Annotated in this window: 15 protein-coding genes; 9 read left to right on the top strand and 6 right to left on the bottom strand. The window is 53.2% G+C overall.

The features are described from left to right. Positions 1-14 precede the first annotated feature (14 nt). Positions 15-2,303, top strand: coding sequence for a universal stress protein (locus V8F51_RS08300; RefSeq protein WP_337099704.1), 2,289 nt, complete (start codon positions 15-17; stop codon positions 2,301-2,303). Between the two features lie 55 nt (positions 2,304-2,358). Here the strand turns inward: V8F51_RS08300 and V8F51_RS08295 are convergent, their stop codons facing one another. Further along, complete coding sequence (locus V8F51_RS08295) at positions 2,359-2,670, bottom strand: winged helix-turn-helix transcriptional regulator (protein ID WP_337099703.1); 312 nt, start codon at positions 2,668-2,670, stop codon at positions 2,359-2,361. Positions 2,671-2,834: 164 nt separating this feature from the next. On the opposite strand from V8F51_RS08295, the gene V8F51_RS08290 reads away from it, so the two are divergent. The 3 genes from V8F51_RS08290 (at position 2,835) to V8F51_RS08280 (ending at position 5,709) form a co-directional block, all read left to right on the top strand. After that, positions 2,835-3,599, top strand: a complete 765-nt coding sequence (locus V8F51_RS08290; protein ID WP_337099702.1) for a dioxygenase family protein — start codon at positions 2,835-2,837, stop codon at positions 3,597-3,599. A gap of 43 nt (positions 3,600-3,642) precedes the next feature. Next, a complete protein-coding gene (locus V8F51_RS08285) occupies positions 3,643-4,407 on the top strand; it encodes a GTP cyclohydrolase II (protein WP_337099701.1) in 765 nt (254 codons plus the stop codon). Between the two features lie 339 nt (positions 4,408-4,746). Then, a complete protein-coding gene (locus V8F51_RS08280) occupies positions 4,747-5,709 on the top strand; it encodes an aldolase catalytic domain-containing protein (protein WP_337099700.1) in 963 nt (320 codons plus the stop codon). Positions 5,710-6,101: 392 nt separating this feature from the next. Here V8F51_RS08280 and V8F51_RS08275 read toward each other — a convergent pair whose 3' ends face one another. Continuing rightward, on the bottom strand, positions 6,102-6,404 hold the full coding sequence (locus V8F51_RS08275) for a hypothetical protein (protein WP_337099699.1): 303 nt from the start codon (positions 6,402-6,404) through the stop codon (positions 6,102-6,104). A gap of 151 nt (positions 6,405-6,555) precedes the next feature. On the opposite strand from V8F51_RS08275, the gene V8F51_RS08270 reads away from it, so the two are divergent. Then, positions 6,556-7,887 (top strand): VWA domain-containing protein, encoded by a 1,332-nt coding sequence (locus V8F51_RS08270; RefSeq protein WP_337099698.1) that lies wholly within the window; start codon positions 6,556-6,558, stop codon positions 7,885-7,887. An 85-nt stretch (positions 7,888-7,972) separates the two neighbouring features. On the opposite strand, the gene V8F51_RS08265 is transcribed toward V8F51_RS08270, so the two are convergent. After that, positions 7,973-9,352 (bottom strand): Glu/Leu/Phe/Val family dehydrogenase, encoded by a 1,380-nt coding sequence (locus V8F51_RS08265; RefSeq protein WP_337099697.1) that lies wholly within the window; start codon positions 9,350-9,352, stop codon positions 7,973-7,975. A gap of 216 nt (positions 9,353-9,568) precedes the next feature. On the opposite strand from V8F51_RS08265, the gene pxpB reads away from it, so the two are divergent. Beyond that, complete coding sequence (pxpB, locus tag V8F51_RS08260; RefSeq protein ID WP_337099696.1) at positions 9,569-11,440, top strand: 5-oxoprolinase subunit PxpB; 1,872 nt, start codon at positions 9,569-9,571, stop codon at positions 11,438-11,440. A 21-nt stretch (positions 11,441-11,461) separates the two neighbouring features. Then, positions 11,462-12,259: a LamB/YcsF family protein gene (locus tag V8F51_RS08255; RefSeq protein WP_337099695.1), complete on the top strand. Its 798-nt coding sequence runs from the start codon at positions 11,462-11,464 to the stop codon at positions 12,257-12,259. Between the two features lie 323 nt (positions 12,260-12,582). On the opposite strand, the gene V8F51_RS08250 is transcribed toward V8F51_RS08255, so the two are convergent. Beyond that, a complete protein-coding gene (locus tag V8F51_RS08250; RefSeq protein ID WP_337099694.1) occupies positions 12,583-13,875 on the bottom strand; it encodes a glycoside hydrolase family 27 protein in 1,293 nt (430 codons plus the stop codon). Between the two features lie 104 nt (positions 13,876-13,979). Then, positions 13,980-14,864, bottom strand: a complete 885-nt coding sequence (locus V8F51_RS08245; protein WP_337099693.1) for an AraC family transcriptional regulator — start codon at positions 14,862-14,864, stop codon at positions 13,980-13,982. 130 nt (positions 14,865-14,994) lie between these two features. Here V8F51_RS08245 and V8F51_RS08240 point away from each other — a divergent pair, with 130 nt between their 5' ends. After that, a complete protein-coding gene (locus V8F51_RS08240; protein ID WP_337099692.1) occupies positions 14,995-15,387 on the top strand; it encodes a gamma-glutamylcyclotransferase family protein in 393 nt (130 codons plus the stop codon). Between the two features lie 171 nt (positions 15,388-15,558). Here the strand turns inward: V8F51_RS08240 and V8F51_RS08235 are convergent, their stop codons facing one another. Further along, positions 15,559-15,726, bottom strand: a complete 168-nt coding sequence (locus tag V8F51_RS08235; RefSeq protein WP_337099691.1) for a hypothetical protein — start codon at positions 15,724-15,726, stop codon at positions 15,559-15,561. A 209-nt stretch (positions 15,727-15,935) separates the two neighbouring features. Here V8F51_RS08235 and V8F51_RS08230 point away from each other — a divergent pair, with 209 nt between their 5' ends. Further along, on the top strand, positions 15,936-17,345 hold the full coding sequence (locus V8F51_RS08230) for a copper resistance D family protein (RefSeq protein ID WP_337099690.1): 1,410 nt from the start codon (positions 15,936-15,938) through the stop codon (positions 17,343-17,345). Positions 17,346-17,347 lie beyond the last annotated feature (2 nt).

The following is a 17,347-nucleotide window of genomic DNA, read 5'->3' as shown; positions in this document are numbered from 1 at the left end:
GGTGAGGGGCAATTATGCCGTATCAAAGAAAAACGCCCGAGGAGCTGTTGCTGACCATCTCCAAGCTGCACCGCGGCCGGCTTAAAATATTGATCGGAGCCGTAAGCGGATCGGGAAAGACGTATCATTTGCTGCAGGAAGGCCTGCAGTTGAACAAGGACGGTATTGACGTCGTCATTGGCTTGTTATCGACACCGCTTCGACCGGAAACGGCAGAGCTTGCGGATGGGCTTGAGTGCGTGCCTAGCCTGTTGCAGGGGGGCGTTGATCTTGATGCGCTGGTAGAGCGCAATCCCGAGGTAGTCCTCGTAGACGGGCTTGCCCATATAAACCGGCCAGGCTCGCGATTCTACGATCGGCTTGGAGAGGTTAAGTTTTTATTGGATAGAGGCATAAGCGTCATTACGTCCATCAATGTGTACGAGCTCGACGGAATCGACGAAACGGTGCTGAAATGGATGGACATCCAAGCAACCCATACCGTACCCGCAGATACGCTCGAACTGGCAGACGAGGTTAGACTCATCGACGTTTCGCCTGAAACGATGCTCGGACGGCTTGAAGCGGGGCTGCTCGGTGACGCCGCCCATCCGGCTATGGCGCAGCGAGGCAATCTGGCGATACTGCGGGAGCTGTCGCTGCGTCTCGTGGCTGAAGGCGTTAACGATATGCTGGAGAAACATCGCGGTGAAAAGGGACTCAGCGGTCCCTCCGGGGCTTCGGAGACCATCCTCGTTACGGCCCAATATGTCGTGAACGGCTCGTTGTATGTGCGGCGGGGTCGGCAAATTGCGAGAAGATTGAACGGCGAACTTCTTGTTGCTGCCTACGTTCCTCCCGGAAAGACGTTGTCCAAAGAGGAGCAGGCCATTAAACGTTCAATCATGAAGATGACAGAGAAGGCTGACGGAAGCTTCGAGGAGCTGCCGCAGCCTCCCAGGCGCAAGCTGCCTGCTGCCTTAGCGCAGTATGCGGCAGATCGTCAAGCGACGCGTATCGTGATGGGTCACTCCAAGAAAAGCCGCTGGCAGCAGCTGCTGCAGGGCTCGCTTGCCGACAGCGTTCTGCGCCGATTGGAGAAAGTCGACTTGCTGCTCATGGCGGATCTTGCCGAGCATGAAGGGGAGAGAATTATGCCCGTTCGGCAACGGGGGGATTCGAAGCGGGAGCTGTTCCGCAGATTCAGCATGGAAGAGAAGGAGCGGCAGATCGCATCGTATCGCAGGGGGGAACTGAAAGTATATATCGGAGCGGCGCCAGGCGTCGGCAAGACGTATACGATGCTAGCCGAAGCAAACTTGCTGCTCGCTAAGGGGGTTGACGTCGTGATCGGTCTCGTGGAGACGCACGGCCGCGCCGATACGCTGGGCAAGATCGGATTGCTGCCGATTATCGAACGACAGGTTATCCCTTATAAAGGCACGAGTTTAGAGGAGATGGATGTTGACGCCATCATACGCAGAAATCCGGAGGTCGTGCTTGTAGATGAGCTGGCGCATACCAATGTGCCGGGAAGCACGCGCAAGAAGCGTTATGAGGACGTCGTACAGCTGCTCGAGCATGGCATCTCCGTCATCTCGACGATGAACATCCAGCATATTGAAAGCTTAAACGACGCTGTGGAGCAGCTTACCGGCGTAAGGGTCAGGGAGACTGTGCCTGATGCCATCCTCAGGCTGGCGGATCAAGTGGAGCTGATCGACGTGACGCCACAAATGCTGCAGAGCCGTATGCGGGAAGGGAAAATTTACGCTATGGCAAAGGTAGAGCAAGCGCTAGGCGCTTTTTTCTCGACTGGCAATCTGATCGCCCTTCGGGAGCTAGCGCTGCGTGAAGTCGCCGACGATGTCGACGAGAGACTGGAATCATGGGACCGCCGCCAGACGCTGCGCGGCGAGCTTCGGAGGCGGGAGATTATTTTCGTCGCCGTCGATATTCGGTCGGGAGCGGAGCAGCTGGTCAGACGAGGATTCCGTACGGCGTATCGGCTTAAGGCGGAATGGCGCGTTCATTACGTTCATGACGGAAGCGAATGGTCGCCCGGCGATGCCGCCAAACGGGATTCGGTGATGAAGCTGGTCGAGCGGCTCGGAGGTAAGTTTGAGACGTCATTAACGGCCAGCAAGAAGCATGTAGCCGAGACGCTGCTTACCGCGGCTAGCCAAGCGAAAGCAACACAGCTCGTTATCGGTCAGCCGGCTCGTTCAATGGTAGGAAACTGGCTGAAGGGAAATACGGTTCGCAAACTGCTGCGGCTTGGACGTCATATGGATGTGCTGATCGTAGCAAGGCAAACAAAATAGACATCCTCCTGGCGGGCTATGGCTCACCGGGGGATGTCTTTTTTATTCCATAATGTTATGGCTGCAGCCAATCTGACGACCATTTCTGAATTTCGCGAATGACCGGCTCGAGCGCCTTGCCTTTATCGGTTAATGAATATTCTATGCGAACAGGGATGTCTGGATAAACGTGACGAACGACAATGCCTTCTGCCTCTAGCTCCTTCAAGCGTTCAGACAATAGTCTGCCGCTGATCGGCAAGGCGCTCTGTATCGTGCAGAAACGTTGCGTTCCCTCTAATAGTTGATAAATGATCAGGCCGGTCCAACGCCTGCTGAACATATCCATCCCCTTCTCGAAGCGGGGACAAAGAGTCTGTTGTTCCATTCGTATCACCTCTTTTGTCTTCTTCCACAGTATAACCCTTATATAGTTTTTATACAAGCACACTTCTTGACCGTTAATTACTTGACTATCATTAGTTGTGAAACTATAATTAGTTACGAATAGTAAGTGAATGAGTGGAATGAAAGTTAAGGAGGCGTTTCGTTATGAAGCCATTATTTTTAGCGCACGGCTCACCAATGTTGGCCGTCGAGCAAAATGAATATAGCCGTTTTCTACAACATATAGGCGCCAATATGAAGCCTGACGCCATCGTCATTTTCACCGCCCATTGGGAGACTGAAGCTGTGACGATCTCTTCCAAGGATGACGAATACGAAACGATCTATGACTTCTACGGCTTTCCCGATGAACTGTATCAAGTAAAGTATCCGGCCAAGGGATCAACCAAAGTTGCGGCATTGGTGGGCAAGTTGCTTAGCGATAAAGGCATCCCGGTCGCATACGATGAAACACGCGGACTTGACCATGGCTCATGGACGATGCTAAAGCATATGTTCCCGCTTGCCGATATACCTGTCGTACAGGTATCGGTCAATCCATACCGCTCCGCAGAGGAGCAATACCGGATCGGCGAAGCACTCCGGAGCTTGAGTTCACAAAATATTTTGTTGATTGGAAGCGGTGTAACCGTTCATAATCTAAGAGCGGTCAAATGGGGACAGAAGGAGCCTGAGAGCTGGGCAGTCGAGTTCGACGATTGGCTGATCGAGAAAATGAACGAGCATGATACGGAATCGTTGTTTAAGTACGACAGTCTTGCTCCGCATGCACGAATGGCCGTCCCGCGCGCCGAGCATTTCGTGCCGCTATATATTGCGCTTGGAGGCGGCGATCCCGAAACTGCGCCAAAAATTGTATATCGAAATTATGAATTTGGAACTTTGAGCTATCTTTCGATGCAATTTTAATTCATACTAATCCTATAATCTTACAGAGAAGGTGAAACGCCTAATGATTCAATCCCATATTGCAGACCGTATTAAAGACAAAATAAGAAGGATCGAGAATGGCGTGAGCGATATATACGTCGTCGGCCCGATTAATCTGCCTGTCAATTTGGACGGGGAGACGAAGATGTTCCAGTGGTACTCGTGGCTTCGGAAGGAAGCAGGCGAACCAAAGACTGCATCGCAGCTTGTCGAGGATTTGAATAGATTCTCATATGCAGATATGCAGCAATCCAGCGTTCTTGTTTACGGCGACTTCGAGCATGAGAGTGATGCAATTATACGTATGCACAGCATTTGCCACACGGGCGATATATTCGGAAGCGAGCGTTGCGACTGCGGCTTCCAATTGAAGCAATCGATGCGGATGATTACTGAGCATGGCACAGGCGCGTTATTTTATTTGGCTAACCACGAGGGCCGCGGAATCGGATTGTTCAGCAAGGCGATCGCCTATTTGCTCCAGGAGGACGGTCTTGATACCGTCGATGCCAATACGGAGCTTGGATTCGCCGACGATTCGCGCGATTACAGCGAGGCGATTGCCGTTCTGAAGCTGCTTCGCCCAGCGAGCGTAGCGATCATTACGAACAACCCGCGCAAAGTAGAGGCGCTGCGCAAAGCTGGCATGAACATTGCCCGCCGAGTACCGCTATGGGGCAATCCATCGGTTTATAACGAGAAATACCTCCAGACGAAGGTCAATCGTTCGGGTCACTTTAGCAAAGAGTCAGTGCCTGGGTCAGAGTCGGAGACGATTGCGCGATAGATAACATAGAGGAAAATGAATATGAAGGCGGAGCAAGGATGATCCCTGCTTTGCCTTTTTCCTTTTTATAAATTGGGCAATTCGTCTATTATTCACTTGAGCTTTCTCAGAAGTGCTGAATCGTAAAGGTGATTAAAGGGGATGGCTAATATATGAAGAGTGCGGGTGTGAAAACGAAAACGCCGGCTGTTATGCAATTTCATGAAGGCTTGAAGGCAGAGGCGGAAAGGCGATTAAATCAACCATAAATCGACAAATTTATTTTGCGTTCGCTCTTTATTTCAAGTATGATGATAAGAAAAAAAGAACTCATGTTCACAATCAAAGGAGCAACAACGCATGCATTCGAAAACAAGCCACTGCAAAATTGTCGATTGCACGATCCGCGACGGCGGACTCGTGAATAACTGGGATTTCAGCGTAGAATTCGTTCAATATTTGTACCAAAGCTTGAATGAAGCTGGCGTCGATTATATGGAAATCGGCTACAAAAACTCGCCAAAGCTGCTTAAAGGCGCTGAAAGCGCAGGACCTTGGCGTTTCCTGGACGACGATTTCTTGAAAAAAGTCATTCCGAACAAAGGAAATACGAAGCTGTCCGCATTGGTTGATATCGGTCGTGTAGACGAGAATGATATCCTTCCGCGCAGCGAGAGCCTGCTTGACCTTATCCGCGTCGCTTGCTACATCCAAGACGTAGACAAAGCGCTTGAGCTTGTGAAAGTATTCCACGACCGCGGATACGAAACGACGCTTAACATTATGGCACTCTCCAACGTAATGGAGAACCAGCTTATTGAAGCGTTCAAGCTGATTGACGAGAGCGTTGTAGATGTTGTGTACATCGTGGACTCTTACGGCAGCCTGAAGCCTAACGATATGACTTATCTCGTACAGAAGTTCCAACAGCACTTGCCGAACAAACGTCTAGGCGTTCATGCTCACAACAATCTGCAGCTAGCTTACGCGAACACGCTGCTTGCTGCTGAGAAGGGCGTTGAGCTGCTTGACTCCTCCGTATACGGCATGGGCCGCGCAGCGGGCAACTGCAATACGGAATTGCTTGTTGCCGAATTGCAAAACACGAAATACAACATCCGTCCTGTTCTCGATATGATCGAGAAATACATGATTCCTCTCCGCGAGAAGGAAGAGTGGGGCTACATTATCCCTTATATGATCACAGGCATTCTTGACGAGCACCCTCGCTCGGCAATGGCGCTACGTGATTCGGAAGACAGAGACAAAGGCGTAGATTTCTACGACCGTCTGACGACTCCGGAAATCGCTCACGGCAAATAAGCTCTGAGAATAAGAAAAACCGTTCGACCAGTGAATTGACGCTGGTTGGACGGTTTTTTTTGAATTGTTAAGTGCTGGGCGTGGTTACCCTACTCACCTTGTGCTTGCACTTTCTGCAACAGATGGACGAATGGAGACGATCTTCCCAGTCGTCGTTGCACTTTTTACAATGGATTGGTTAGTGGTCGTCATGAAAACGTCGTTCCTGAACATTCTGTTGCATTTTCTACAACGAGTCGCTTTATGAATGTTCATTTCAATGTATTCTGTTGCAGATACTGCAACGAGCGAAATTGCTAATCGTTAACTAATATGCCGAGCGATGTCTGAGCAGCTGCCAACGAAACGTATGGTTTCTGGTGTTAGAGGCGCCGTAGTCTGTGTGCAATTGATTATTGCGAGAATAGTTCGCCGTCACCGCGGATTGCCGCTGCTTGATGCGGCTCGTTCGGATGCAAATAACCTTTGCCGCGGAAGGTCGTGCCGTTAACGGCGACAGCCGTTACTTCAACGCCGATGTCCTCCGATTGTCCGAACCAGGCAAGCAAATCCGTTTCGCCGATGCCAATGACGTCGATATACCATAGCCGGTCGCCGTAATCGCTGACGAGAACGAGACCTGCTGAAGTGAATGATAAATGTCTGGTTTGCTGCTGATATGCGATTTCTATTGCGATGAGCTCGAATGTTTCCATTAGGGAAGTCCTCCTTGAATATGAAGCTGATGCAGTCGATCGCGGACTCGCCTCATGTCTGTTACCGATTGTAAAACGATCAGCGGAAATATGCAACATTTGTAAGCCGAGGGCCGTTTGATAACCAAATAGATAAAAAGGGGTTGAAGGAATGAATAATGCTCATTCGTTCAGAAGGTCTATTGGTAAAACGATTGCGATGCTGGTAGGCATAGCGACGCTCGTCTGGCTGCTCGGCGGCTGCTCATCGAGCAGCTCAAATGACGAAGGCACAGGTAATCGAAGCAGCAGCGAAAGTGCGACTGAAGCAGGGGAGTCCGCGAACGGAGGCGATCACGATACGTCAGCGCCGAGTTCTGAAGAGGATATGTCCTCGAAGCCTGATACTAGTAATCGCAAAGAGAACAAAGACAAGCGCGGTTATGGCTCGCAAGACAAGGAAGTTCAGGCAGGCCAGTTGACCGCGGGAGAATGGGATGATCTCGCCGCATGGGAGCGGTTCGGCAATCTGCTTAATAGCCAAGAGGGCGACAGCAGCTTGCGGGCGTGGTCCTTCGCAGCGTTCCACCGTGTTGAGGTCGTAGTGACTGCGAACGGCAAGGCAGTTGCCGACGCCGAGGTAAAGGTGATGCAAGGCGGTCAACCGCTTTGGGAAGCTCGGACGAACACTGAAGGAAGAGCTTATGTATTCGCCGGCTTGTTCGATGGACAAGAGAACAGACGACAGAACGAATACATCATCGAGGCGAGAGCCGGGCAACAGAACAAGCGGTTAGAAAATATAGATATTACGAAGCAAGGCGTCGTCAAGGTTGATCTTGGCAGCGAAAGCGGTGCTTCTTTGTCCGATCAAGTCGATGTGATGTTCGTCGTCGATACGACGGGTTCGATGGAGGATGAGCTTAACTACTTGGGCGCTGAACTGAAGGACGTCATTCGAAGAGTGTCCGAGGAGCATGCGAACCAGCTGGATATCCGTCTGAGCGCGAACTTTTACCGGGATAAGCATGATGATTATATCGTGAAGCCGCATCCGTTCGTCACGAATGTGGATACGGTGACCGGATGGATTACGAAGGAAAATGCACGCGGAGGCGGTGACTTCCCGGAGGCGGTAGATCAGGCGCTGCGGGATGCGATTCATGACCATGAATGGAGTAAAGAGGCAAGGGCGAGGCTGCTGTTCCTCGTGCTGGATGCTCCCCCGCACAGCGATCCGCAAATTATAGATGAAGTGCAGCAGTTGATACAAGACGCGGCGAAGCAAGGTATCCGCGTTATTCCCGTCGCCTCAAGCGGAATAGACGTCGATACGGAATATTTGCTCCGATTCATGGCTGTCGCGTCAGGGGGGACTTACTTGTTCCTGACGGATGATAGCGGTATTGGCGGCGATCACTTGGAGCCTGCAGTCGGCGAATATGAGGTGAAGCTGCTGAACGATCTGCTTGTAGAGGTCATTAATCGCTACGTGCAGGAGTAAAAGCTGATATAGAAGAGGGCTATTCCTAAGCGGCGACTTGGCTGCCGTGGAATAGCCCTTCTTAATATCGTTGCTGCGTATTCGATTAGTATAGCTTGCCTTGGCGATACAGAGAGGTGGACAGCTTCGTTACGGCATGATTGTAACAGCTTTGACGAAGCGGCGTAGGCTCGCCGAAATAAGCGGGCAGTATGCCGGTTAATGTTTTTTGCATTTTGGCATAGAGAAGCTTGTAGACTTCTTCTTCTGTGTAGAATTGCGTCTCGCGGCCCTGGAGCCATTCGAAATAAGACACGATAACGCCGCCTGCGTTGGCGAGTATGTCGGGAATGACGATCGTGCCGTTCGCATTCAATACGTCGTCGGCCTCGCCGGTAACAGGAGCATTGGCGCCTTCCACGACGATACGGGCTCTCACTTTGGACACATTGTCGGCGCGGATCTGTTCTTCCAACGCAGCGAGCATTAGGACGTCAACGTGGAGGTAAAGGACAGCCTCGCGCTCGAGAATGTCAGCACGGATGCCAAGCTCCTTCAAGCTCTCTGGCGTTGAAGGAAGATCGCCTTGGTTATTGGCGGCATACTCAATCAATACCGGAATGGATAAGCCTTCCGCATTAAACAAGGTGACGTTGCGGTCGCTGACGGCCACGACCTTGTTGTGGAGATGCGGACATTTGTAAGCTTCAAGCGCGGCGACAGAGCCGACATTGCCGAAGCCCTGCACCGCAATCGACAGCGGTCGGTTCGCATGGGCAAGCGCCGTCTGAGCGTACGGGTTCGAGCTTCCCGCGAGCCAATCGCTCTGCTCATTCAGGAAGTCGTGCAGCAGGTAGCGGAACGTGAAGTAAACGCCTTTGCCTGTCGCTTCCCTGCGGCCAAGGGAACCTCCGCTTACGATGCTTTTGCCTGTAAAGCTGCCGAGGTAGGGCTGGCCGGGATGAATGCTCTTGTATTCGGCCATCATCCAATCCATCTCGCGCTCGCCCGTTCCCATATCGGGTGCCGGAATGTCTTTGTCCGGTCCAAGCACATCGCTGAAGTATTGGACATATTTTTTGCAAATAAGATACAGCTCTTTGACGGAATACTTCCGCGGGTTAATGACTACGCCGCCTTTGCCGCCTCCGAACGGAACTTCGTGAAGCGCGTTCTTAAGCGTCATAAGTGCAGCGAGATTCGTTACCTCGTCCTCGTTCACCGATTCATGGAAGCGGATACCGCCTTTGTAAGGGCCGAGTGTGTCGTTATGCTGAATGCGATAAGCCGGAATGCGGACGACGCTGCCGTCTTCGACCGTAATTCTCAGAAAAGCTTTATGAACTTTATTCGGAGTGGATAGGATTGCGGCCAGCGACTTGAAAGCTTGCTCACGTTCCTTCTCCTGCAAATTTGGCAGAAATGACTGATCTCCCATTAAAACATTCAAAGATTGCTGTACGATGGCTCCTGTTTGGCTTGCCATGGGCAGACGACCTCCTTCAGTGGTTGTGCAGCTAATACTTAACGTCATAGTATGAGGAAAAATACTCCATTTGAGTGTACCATACTTGGAAGCGTTTAACCAAAACAGCTAAGCGGAGCCGCTTGCGAGTAATAGGAATAACAGTTGCTATACGGCGAAAAGGTATGTCAAAATCGATGTATCCGTATAAGAGCGGCGGGCGGGAGGATGAGCGGCATGGTTGAAAAGGATTTCGCTGGACTGCAAGTCAAGTCGGACGATGAACGGTTGCATTTCTATCCGCTGGGGGACAGCGCGATTGTCCTGGAAGCTAGTGAGATTGGAGCTGAAGCGGATTGGACAGAGTTCGCTGCGCTTGCCTATCAGTTGAGTGCGAGCCGAGAACCATGGATATTGGATATCGTTCCTGCTTATACGAGCGTAACGGTGGCATACGATCCGAATTTGCTCTGGCGGGAGGAAAGGGAGACGGATGCTGCCGGATGGAACAACAGGTTGACGGACCTTTTGCCGTATCAGCTTGCCGAGCAGAGGTTACGGGAGATTATAAGCCGGGAATGGCGCGTTTCAACAGTGAACACAAGAATAGTTGAGATCCCAGTCTGCTACGGCGGCGAATTTGGTCCGGATTTGGCCGAGGCGGCTGCACATGCGGGAATGACGGAGGATGAGATGTGCAGGAGGCATGCCGAGGCCGAATATAAAGTGGCGATGATTGGCTTCATGCCGGGTTTTCCGTATTTGATCGGATTGCCAGAGTCGCTCGTTCAGCCGCGCAAAGCTGTCCCGCGCTTACGTGTAGAGGCAGGTTCGGTTGGCATAGGAGGCGGGCAGACGGGCGTTTATCCGCTTGCGTCGCCGGGAGGTTGGCAATTGATCGGACGCACGCCAGTGAAACTATTCGATGAGCAGCGCAGCGAGCCTTCTTTGCTGCGGGCGGGAGATACAGTTCGATTTGTGCCGGTAACGGACGCGGCGTGGAGGGATGAACAGACTGGCGTTGATTCACCGAGCGAAGATCGCAACGACGGACGATTGCACGATATTGCGACTGGCGCAGCCGAAGATGCAGGTTTTCGAGTGAGTAAGCCAGGTTTACATACGACGGTACAAGATTTAGGCAGGGCGGGCTATCGTTCTATCGGCTTGCCGGCAGGAGGCGCGATAGACAGTTATTCGCTGCGGCTTGCCAATATGCTCGTTGGCAATGAGGCGAATGCGGCGGCGCTTGAGCTGACGCTTATCGGGCCGGAGCTGGTGGCGCAGGACGATATGCTGATCGCCGTATGCGGCGCGTATATGACGCCGACAATCGACGGCGAAGAGCTGCCGATGTGGCGGCCGGTCTTCGTGCGAAGCGGCGCCGTGCTCCGCTTCGGAAGTGCGCTGAGCGGCTGCCGCTCGTATATCGCGGTTGCCGGAGGCATCGGCGTGCCCGAGGTGCTGGGCAGCCGCAGCACGTATGCGCGCGCCGCGCTTGGCGGCCTCGGCGGGCGGTGGCTTGCCGCCGGCGACGTCGTGCCGTGCGGCGCAGCTGGAGCGGCTGCCGCTTCGCGGTGGGCAGCCGCATGGATCGCGGCGCTGGCCGCCCGCCCAGGTTGCTGGGCGGCCGCGCCGTGGTTCGCGCAGCCGCTTGCCTATGGCGGCGGCAGCGATGAGGACGGCATCGAGCTTCGCGCGATGCCGGGCAGCGAATTCGGGCAGTTCAGCGAAGCTGCCCGAACAGCGTTTTATCGGGAGCGCTACCGCGTCGCTCCCGACTCGGACCGTATGGGCTGCCGCTTGGACGGCAGCCCTCTCGAACGATCTGCCCATGCGGAGCTCAGCTCGCATGGCGTAACGCCCGGCGCCGTCCAAGTGCCTTCCGGCGGCGCCCCGATCGTGCTAGCCGCCGATTGCCAGACGACCGGCGGTTACCCCAAGATTGCGCATGTCGCCAGCGTTGATCTGCCGCTGCTCGCCCAAGCCAAACCCGGCGATACGATTCGCTTCCGGCATGTATCGCTTGAAGAGGCGCAGCGGCTGGCAATAGCCCGCGAGCTGGAGCTGCGTCAGCTCGCAATTGCGATACGCTGCCGCTTGCCATAGGAACAGGAGAGGAATGCATCAATGAACGATCGATTAGATAGTACGACTGGGTCGGCAGCCGTCAAAGCCGTCGATCTCAACTGCGATTTCGGAGAAGGGTTCGGCGCGTATTCGTTCGGCCAGGATGATGAGCTGCTTCGGTATGTTACAAGCGTTAACATCGCCTGCGGCTTCCATGCAGGCGATCCTCATACGATGCGCCTTGCTGCCGAGAAGTCGCTGGCGGCAGGTGTTGCGATTGGCGCGCATCCGGGCTTGCCCGATCGGATCGGCTTCGGACGACGCGAGATGAGCATAACCGCTAGCGAGGCTTACGATTACGTCGTTTATCAGGTTGGGGCATTATCCGCCTTTGTGCAAGCGGCTGGAGGAAGGTTAAGCCATGTAAAACCGCACGGCGCTCTCTACCACATGGCCGGACGCGATCAAGAGATTGCTGCAGCCGTTGTGAAAGCCGCAGCCGATATTGACAAACGGCTGCTTATCTTCGGAGGCTCCGGCAGCCTGCTTCTTAACGAGGCTAGGCGCCAAGGGCTTGGCGCTGTCTCCGAAGTATTCGCCGACCGCACGTACTTGGCGGACGGTACATTAACGCCGCGCAGCCAGCCGGGCGCGCTGCTGGCCAGCACGGAAGCGGCCGTCAGACAGGCCGTCTCGATGGCCACCGAAGGCAAAGCCTATACGGCAAGCGGCGATGAAATCCCCATCGAGGCCGGCACGATCTGCCTGCACGGCGACGGCCCGCATGCAGCCGCATTCGCGCAAAGCATTAGCAGTGCCTTGCTTGTAGCCGGCATCGCTCTGCGCGCACCGCAATAGGAGACAAAGCAAAAAAAGCAGCCGCCAATGATCTGCACCTCCATTGTTAGTCGTGTCTAACAAACGGGATGCCATTCAAAGGTGAGGCTGCTTTCTGTCTATATACTCAAATATGTTGTTACGGACTGTAGTGACGCTAACTGCAATCTATAAGCCGAGTTGGGAGTGTAACGGATCGTATAGACACTATCTGCGACTAAAAGGTCAAGTTTTGCAGAAAATCGACTATTTAACGACTCCTCAGTCCGCAACTCCGCAATAGGATCGTTTGTGGACGGTTAAGTGTCGCTGGAGTCCGTAACGCCAGCAAGCACATGTTACGATTAATTCAGCTTAAGCAGCAGCGAGCTGTGAGGTGGCAACTGGAAGGAGAGCCGATCCAGCGTTCCAAGGTCCTCGCGCTTCCACAGATCACGTCCCTGCACGGGGGCAGAAAGACCAAGCTGCTCCAAGCTGACCGATACATTGTCCGACGCTTCTCCTGCGTTGAACAAAGCGACATAGGTTGTATCGTTCTCGCCTTGCGAGGCCCATACGATACGATCACCGTCGCGCGATACTTGCCGCGCTCCGCTGCTGTTGCGATGCAGCTCCAGCACTTCTTCGTTCGTAATGAGCGACAGTGTCCAGTCGTCATTATCGCGAAGCTCGCCGCCGAACATAAGCGGCGAACGGAAGATCGACCAAAGCGACATCATCGTGACCTGCTCGTCGCGCGTGAATCTCGTCCAGCGGTCGCTACCTCCTCCGTCAACCGATCGGATGCCGAGATGCCCGAGCGGAAGCATGTCGCAGTCCGGCCAGCGTCCTTCCGCTACATGCGGAGCCCATTTCTCGCAGCGCTCGAACATATTGTAGAGCAAATGCCAGATGTCCCAGTAATCGTCGGTCATCCGCCACATATTAGCATTTGCGGCAAGCTCCTCCGCATGCTCTAGCGGCGCGGGTCCTGGCGAGAGGCTGAGCACCATCGGCCGTCCGCACTGCTCGATCGCCGAGCGGATTAGCTCGATCTCTGGCAAATGAATGCCGTATAGCCGCGATGCGGCGATGTCATCGACTTTGACGAAATCAACGCCCCAAGAAGCGTATAGGTCGAACAATGAATTGTAGTACGCCGCAGCGCCGTCTCTCGATGCATCAACGCCGTACATATCGGTGTTCCACGGGCAGATTGAGTTCGGATGCGCGATCTGGCGGGCCGTTGCCGTCGTTCCCAGCACCGGTGTATCGGCATGTGCCGCTTGGCGCGGAATGCCGCGCATGATATGGATGCCGAACTTCAGGCCTAAGCTGTGCACGTAATCAGCCAACGGCTTGAAGCCTTGTCCGCCAGCGGCAGACGGGAACCGTTCAACCGAAGGCATAAGCCGCGAATATTCGTCCATTTCCAGCGGAACGAACTGGCGGTAATGCGAAGACACCGCTCCGGGCTCGTACCATTGAATGTCGACGACGACATATTCCCAGCCGAATGGCTTCAGATGCTCGGCCATATATTCCGCATTGCCTCTAATTTCTTCTTCTCTAACCGCAGCCCCGTAGCAGTCCCAGCTATTCCAGCCGAGCGGCGGCGTTGCCGCATATTGATGATGTTTCTTCGCGCTTATTACCACAATGATCGCCCTCTCTATCGTAATATTGCTCTATGCCAATATCGTAGAACGAATCATTAGCCTGTGGCTAGCCTATTTTATTGCGTTCGTATGTAAAATATTGCTCAATCAAATCGAAGTCTATCGATGGATGGAAGCTCCTTCGCCAGTCTGAAGTCTCCTGGCGGAAAACCAACTCTGCCGCGGAACACTTTGCTAAAGTAGCTGCCGTTCGCATAGCCGACCTCTCGAGCGATTTCATCGACCGTCAGCTTCGAGCCGCGCAGCAGTTCGACTGCTTTCTCGATACGCAGCTTCGTGACATAATCCATCGGCGACATGCCGGTCGTCCGAAGAAACAACCGAGCAAAGTAATATTTGGATAAGCCGACAACGGCGGCGATTTCGTCCAAGCTCTCAGGCTGTGCGAATGAAGATTCCATATGGAAGGCGGCATCACGAATGCTGCTCGGCCAAGCGGCTCTCTCGTTCTGAAATTTATGTTTCGTTTGCAGCAGCTCCATCATAAGCGTATAAACAAACGACGATGCCTGATAACTGTTCTTTATACCGTTCATACGCGCTTCTGAATATAGCCTCTGCAGCGCTCGAACGGCAGAACTGCCGGCCTCAAGCTGAGGCGTTACACCAATCGAATCGATAAGCTCTCGCCATAACGGCTGCAGATTAGCTTGGCGAATGAGTACGAAATAGAATGTCCAGCTGTTGCTTTCGGGAGGCAGGTAATAATGATGATCGCCCGGAATTTCGGCCAGGAAAGCCGTGCCTGGGCCCATCTCATAGGTTGTATCGCCAAGACGGTATCGGCCGAAGCCCGAAACCGTATATTGGAGTAAATAGAGCGGTCCATCGATCCGCTTCATGCCGTCCCAAGAATACTCGGGATCACTGATTTGCTGATGTCCAACTGCGAACAACTGGTAGATCGGGAGCTGCGGCGAATCTTGGAAACGGTAGCCATATACGCCATAAGGTTGCGAATGAGCCACTATTGATGAACCTCCTTGCCAGTATGGGATGGAGCTAGCTAATTTGCAGCTTGTCGTATCAATCACTGAACTTTATGATAATAGCATCAAAAACGCAATACACTCGTGCGGACAGGTGTGAACAGCATTTATGAGCATTCAAGTATTTATTTATGGAACGCTTCTTCCCGGCGAAAGCAATCATCACGTCGTTGCAAGCTTCATACAAGCTTCAAGAACGGGACATGTGTTCGGCCGGCTGGTCGATTGCGGCTCGTATCCGGCAGCCGTTCGGGATGCAGATGCCAAGGAGCGCAATAGTATTATACGCGGTCAGTGGATCGTCGTCGATAGAGCGGGACTTGCGTCGATGGATGAGCTCGAGGAATTTTACGGCATAGAGGAACGCAACGATTACGAGCGGGTATGGGTGCGGGATGCTTATCGCCCAGAGCTGGCGGGATGGATCTACGTTTGGAGCAATGACAGAGGTTGCCCGAGAATACAGGAGGCGTATTGGCCGGATTATCGTGCAGGTGTTTAGCAGGGGATAGAACATTGCTCCATTATTGGCATTGGGAAATGACGTTGACAGTCCAAATCACCTAAAGTTACTGCAATTATCGAACTTAGACTAAGACTCAGACAGACGGGCAGTCCGAAACGAAAAAACCGGCGTACACGAGAGCAGCTCTCTCATTAGCCGGTTATTCCCTTATTCCCCTGCTTGCCGCTTGCCGTCTGAATGGTCGGTCTCGGCGTAAGCAACCAACGCAACCGTTGAGCCGTAATCCTCACTAAGCTTTTGTTCCAGCTTGCGAATCGAGTCGAGCGCATCCGCCAGCTCGCCAAAGCGGGCGAGCTGATAAGGCTTTTCTGACATCCAATCACACATCCTTATTCGAAGTTTAGCAGCATAGCCGCGTCAGCTTACGCCGTTAATGGACGGCAACCGCCATGGGTATCATTTATGAGCATCGGCGATTTCAGTTAAATTTATACGCCCTCTTGCAATCGGGCTGCAAAAGGTGAGCATTGTGTGTCACTGCGGCGGTTTCATTGTTCTTTTCATTTGCGTTTAGTACACTGTACGTGATAACAAGCGTAACGGAAGGATGGTTCAAGAGCGACATTATGATTCACACTCACGACAACATACATGATAGGAACTCAGGGAGAAGCTCGAGGACTGCTTTTTACCTGTTCGCAATTGTTGCCCTTTTAATTTTCACACTATTATTATGGCTTCCGGCTGGTCAAGCTGCCGCGGCGTCCGTTGATGCATCGCATCAGCATTCCGAGTCAGGTTATTCCGGCGGGGCGACAGGAGGGCAATCGCTGCTTTATATCATTAGAGCGGTCTATTATATCGCTTTGATGGCGGCAACGGGGACGATGTTATGGTCCGTTGCGCTTCCTTTTGCATCTGGCAGCGATCCGCAGCGTTTGCATGCCAAGTGGAGCTTGCTTGCCGTTAGAACACTGCTTCTCACCGCCATTGTGTACATCTTTATTCACTTCAATGCCCTTATGAATAGTCTCGGCACAAGCGTGGATGCCATCGGCGTCTTTACAGAGACGAATGCCGGCCGCTCGTGGATCGCGCTTCTAGTGCTGGCTGTTCTCGGTTTCGCTATATTGAAGCAAAATGAAATTGTTAAAGCGATATGGGCGCTGCTGCTGCTCGGCGCAGAGAGCTTCGGCGGACACACGCTGGCGCTCGACGATTCGGCGCTGGCCCTTATTATGAACTTCCTTCATCTGAGCTGCTCGGCCATATGGGCAGGGGGCGTTATGCTGCTCCTGCTCTATTGGTTCTCGGACCGTAAGGAGGCTGGGCGGTTCGCCGCTAGGTTCACTACCGTTGCTTGGATAACGATCGTTCTTCTAGCCGTCACAGGCATCATCATGACGGTGTTCCTATTGCCTTCGTGGCGCTATTTGCTATACAGCAACTGGGGGTGGCTGCTTATGGCCAAAGCGCTCCTAGTCCTTGCGGTTGTCGTCGTCGGAGCATTCCTGCGAGTTCGCGCAAAGCGCAAGGAAATGCCTCGCGGCATGCTGCTTAAGCTGGACGGCATATTGATGCTCGCCGTTCTATTGATTGTCGGCGTACTTACTTATATCAGCCCGGCCCCTGATACAGAGCCGCTTAATTATCACAAAATGGGCGAAGAGCTTCATTACACATTGGACATTACGCCGAACGGACCTGGTCCTAATGAGGTGTCGCTCAAGGTCTGGCTGCCAGAGGAGCTGGGAGAGCCGGATGCTGTCAGCTTGTCGATCACATCGCAGAAGCGTCCGAATCTTGCGCCGATTACCGTGGAGCTGTTGCCGAAGGAAACGAATAACGATAGTTCCTTCCCTGGCTTCAAGCTGACGGAATATATGGCTGGCAAGGTTGAGCTGCCATCTCCGGGTTCATGGGAAGCAGAACTGCGCATTACCGATATAGACGGCCATACAGCGGTGGAGACGATTCCATTCCGTAACGATTAAGA

Origin of the sequence: Paenibacillus sp. YIM B09110 (assembly GCF_037167145.1) — a bacterium.
GTDB lineage: Bacteria > Bacillota > Bacilli > Paenibacillales > Paenibacillaceae > Pristimantibacillus.
This window is presented reverse-complemented; position numbering and strand designations above follow the sequence as displayed.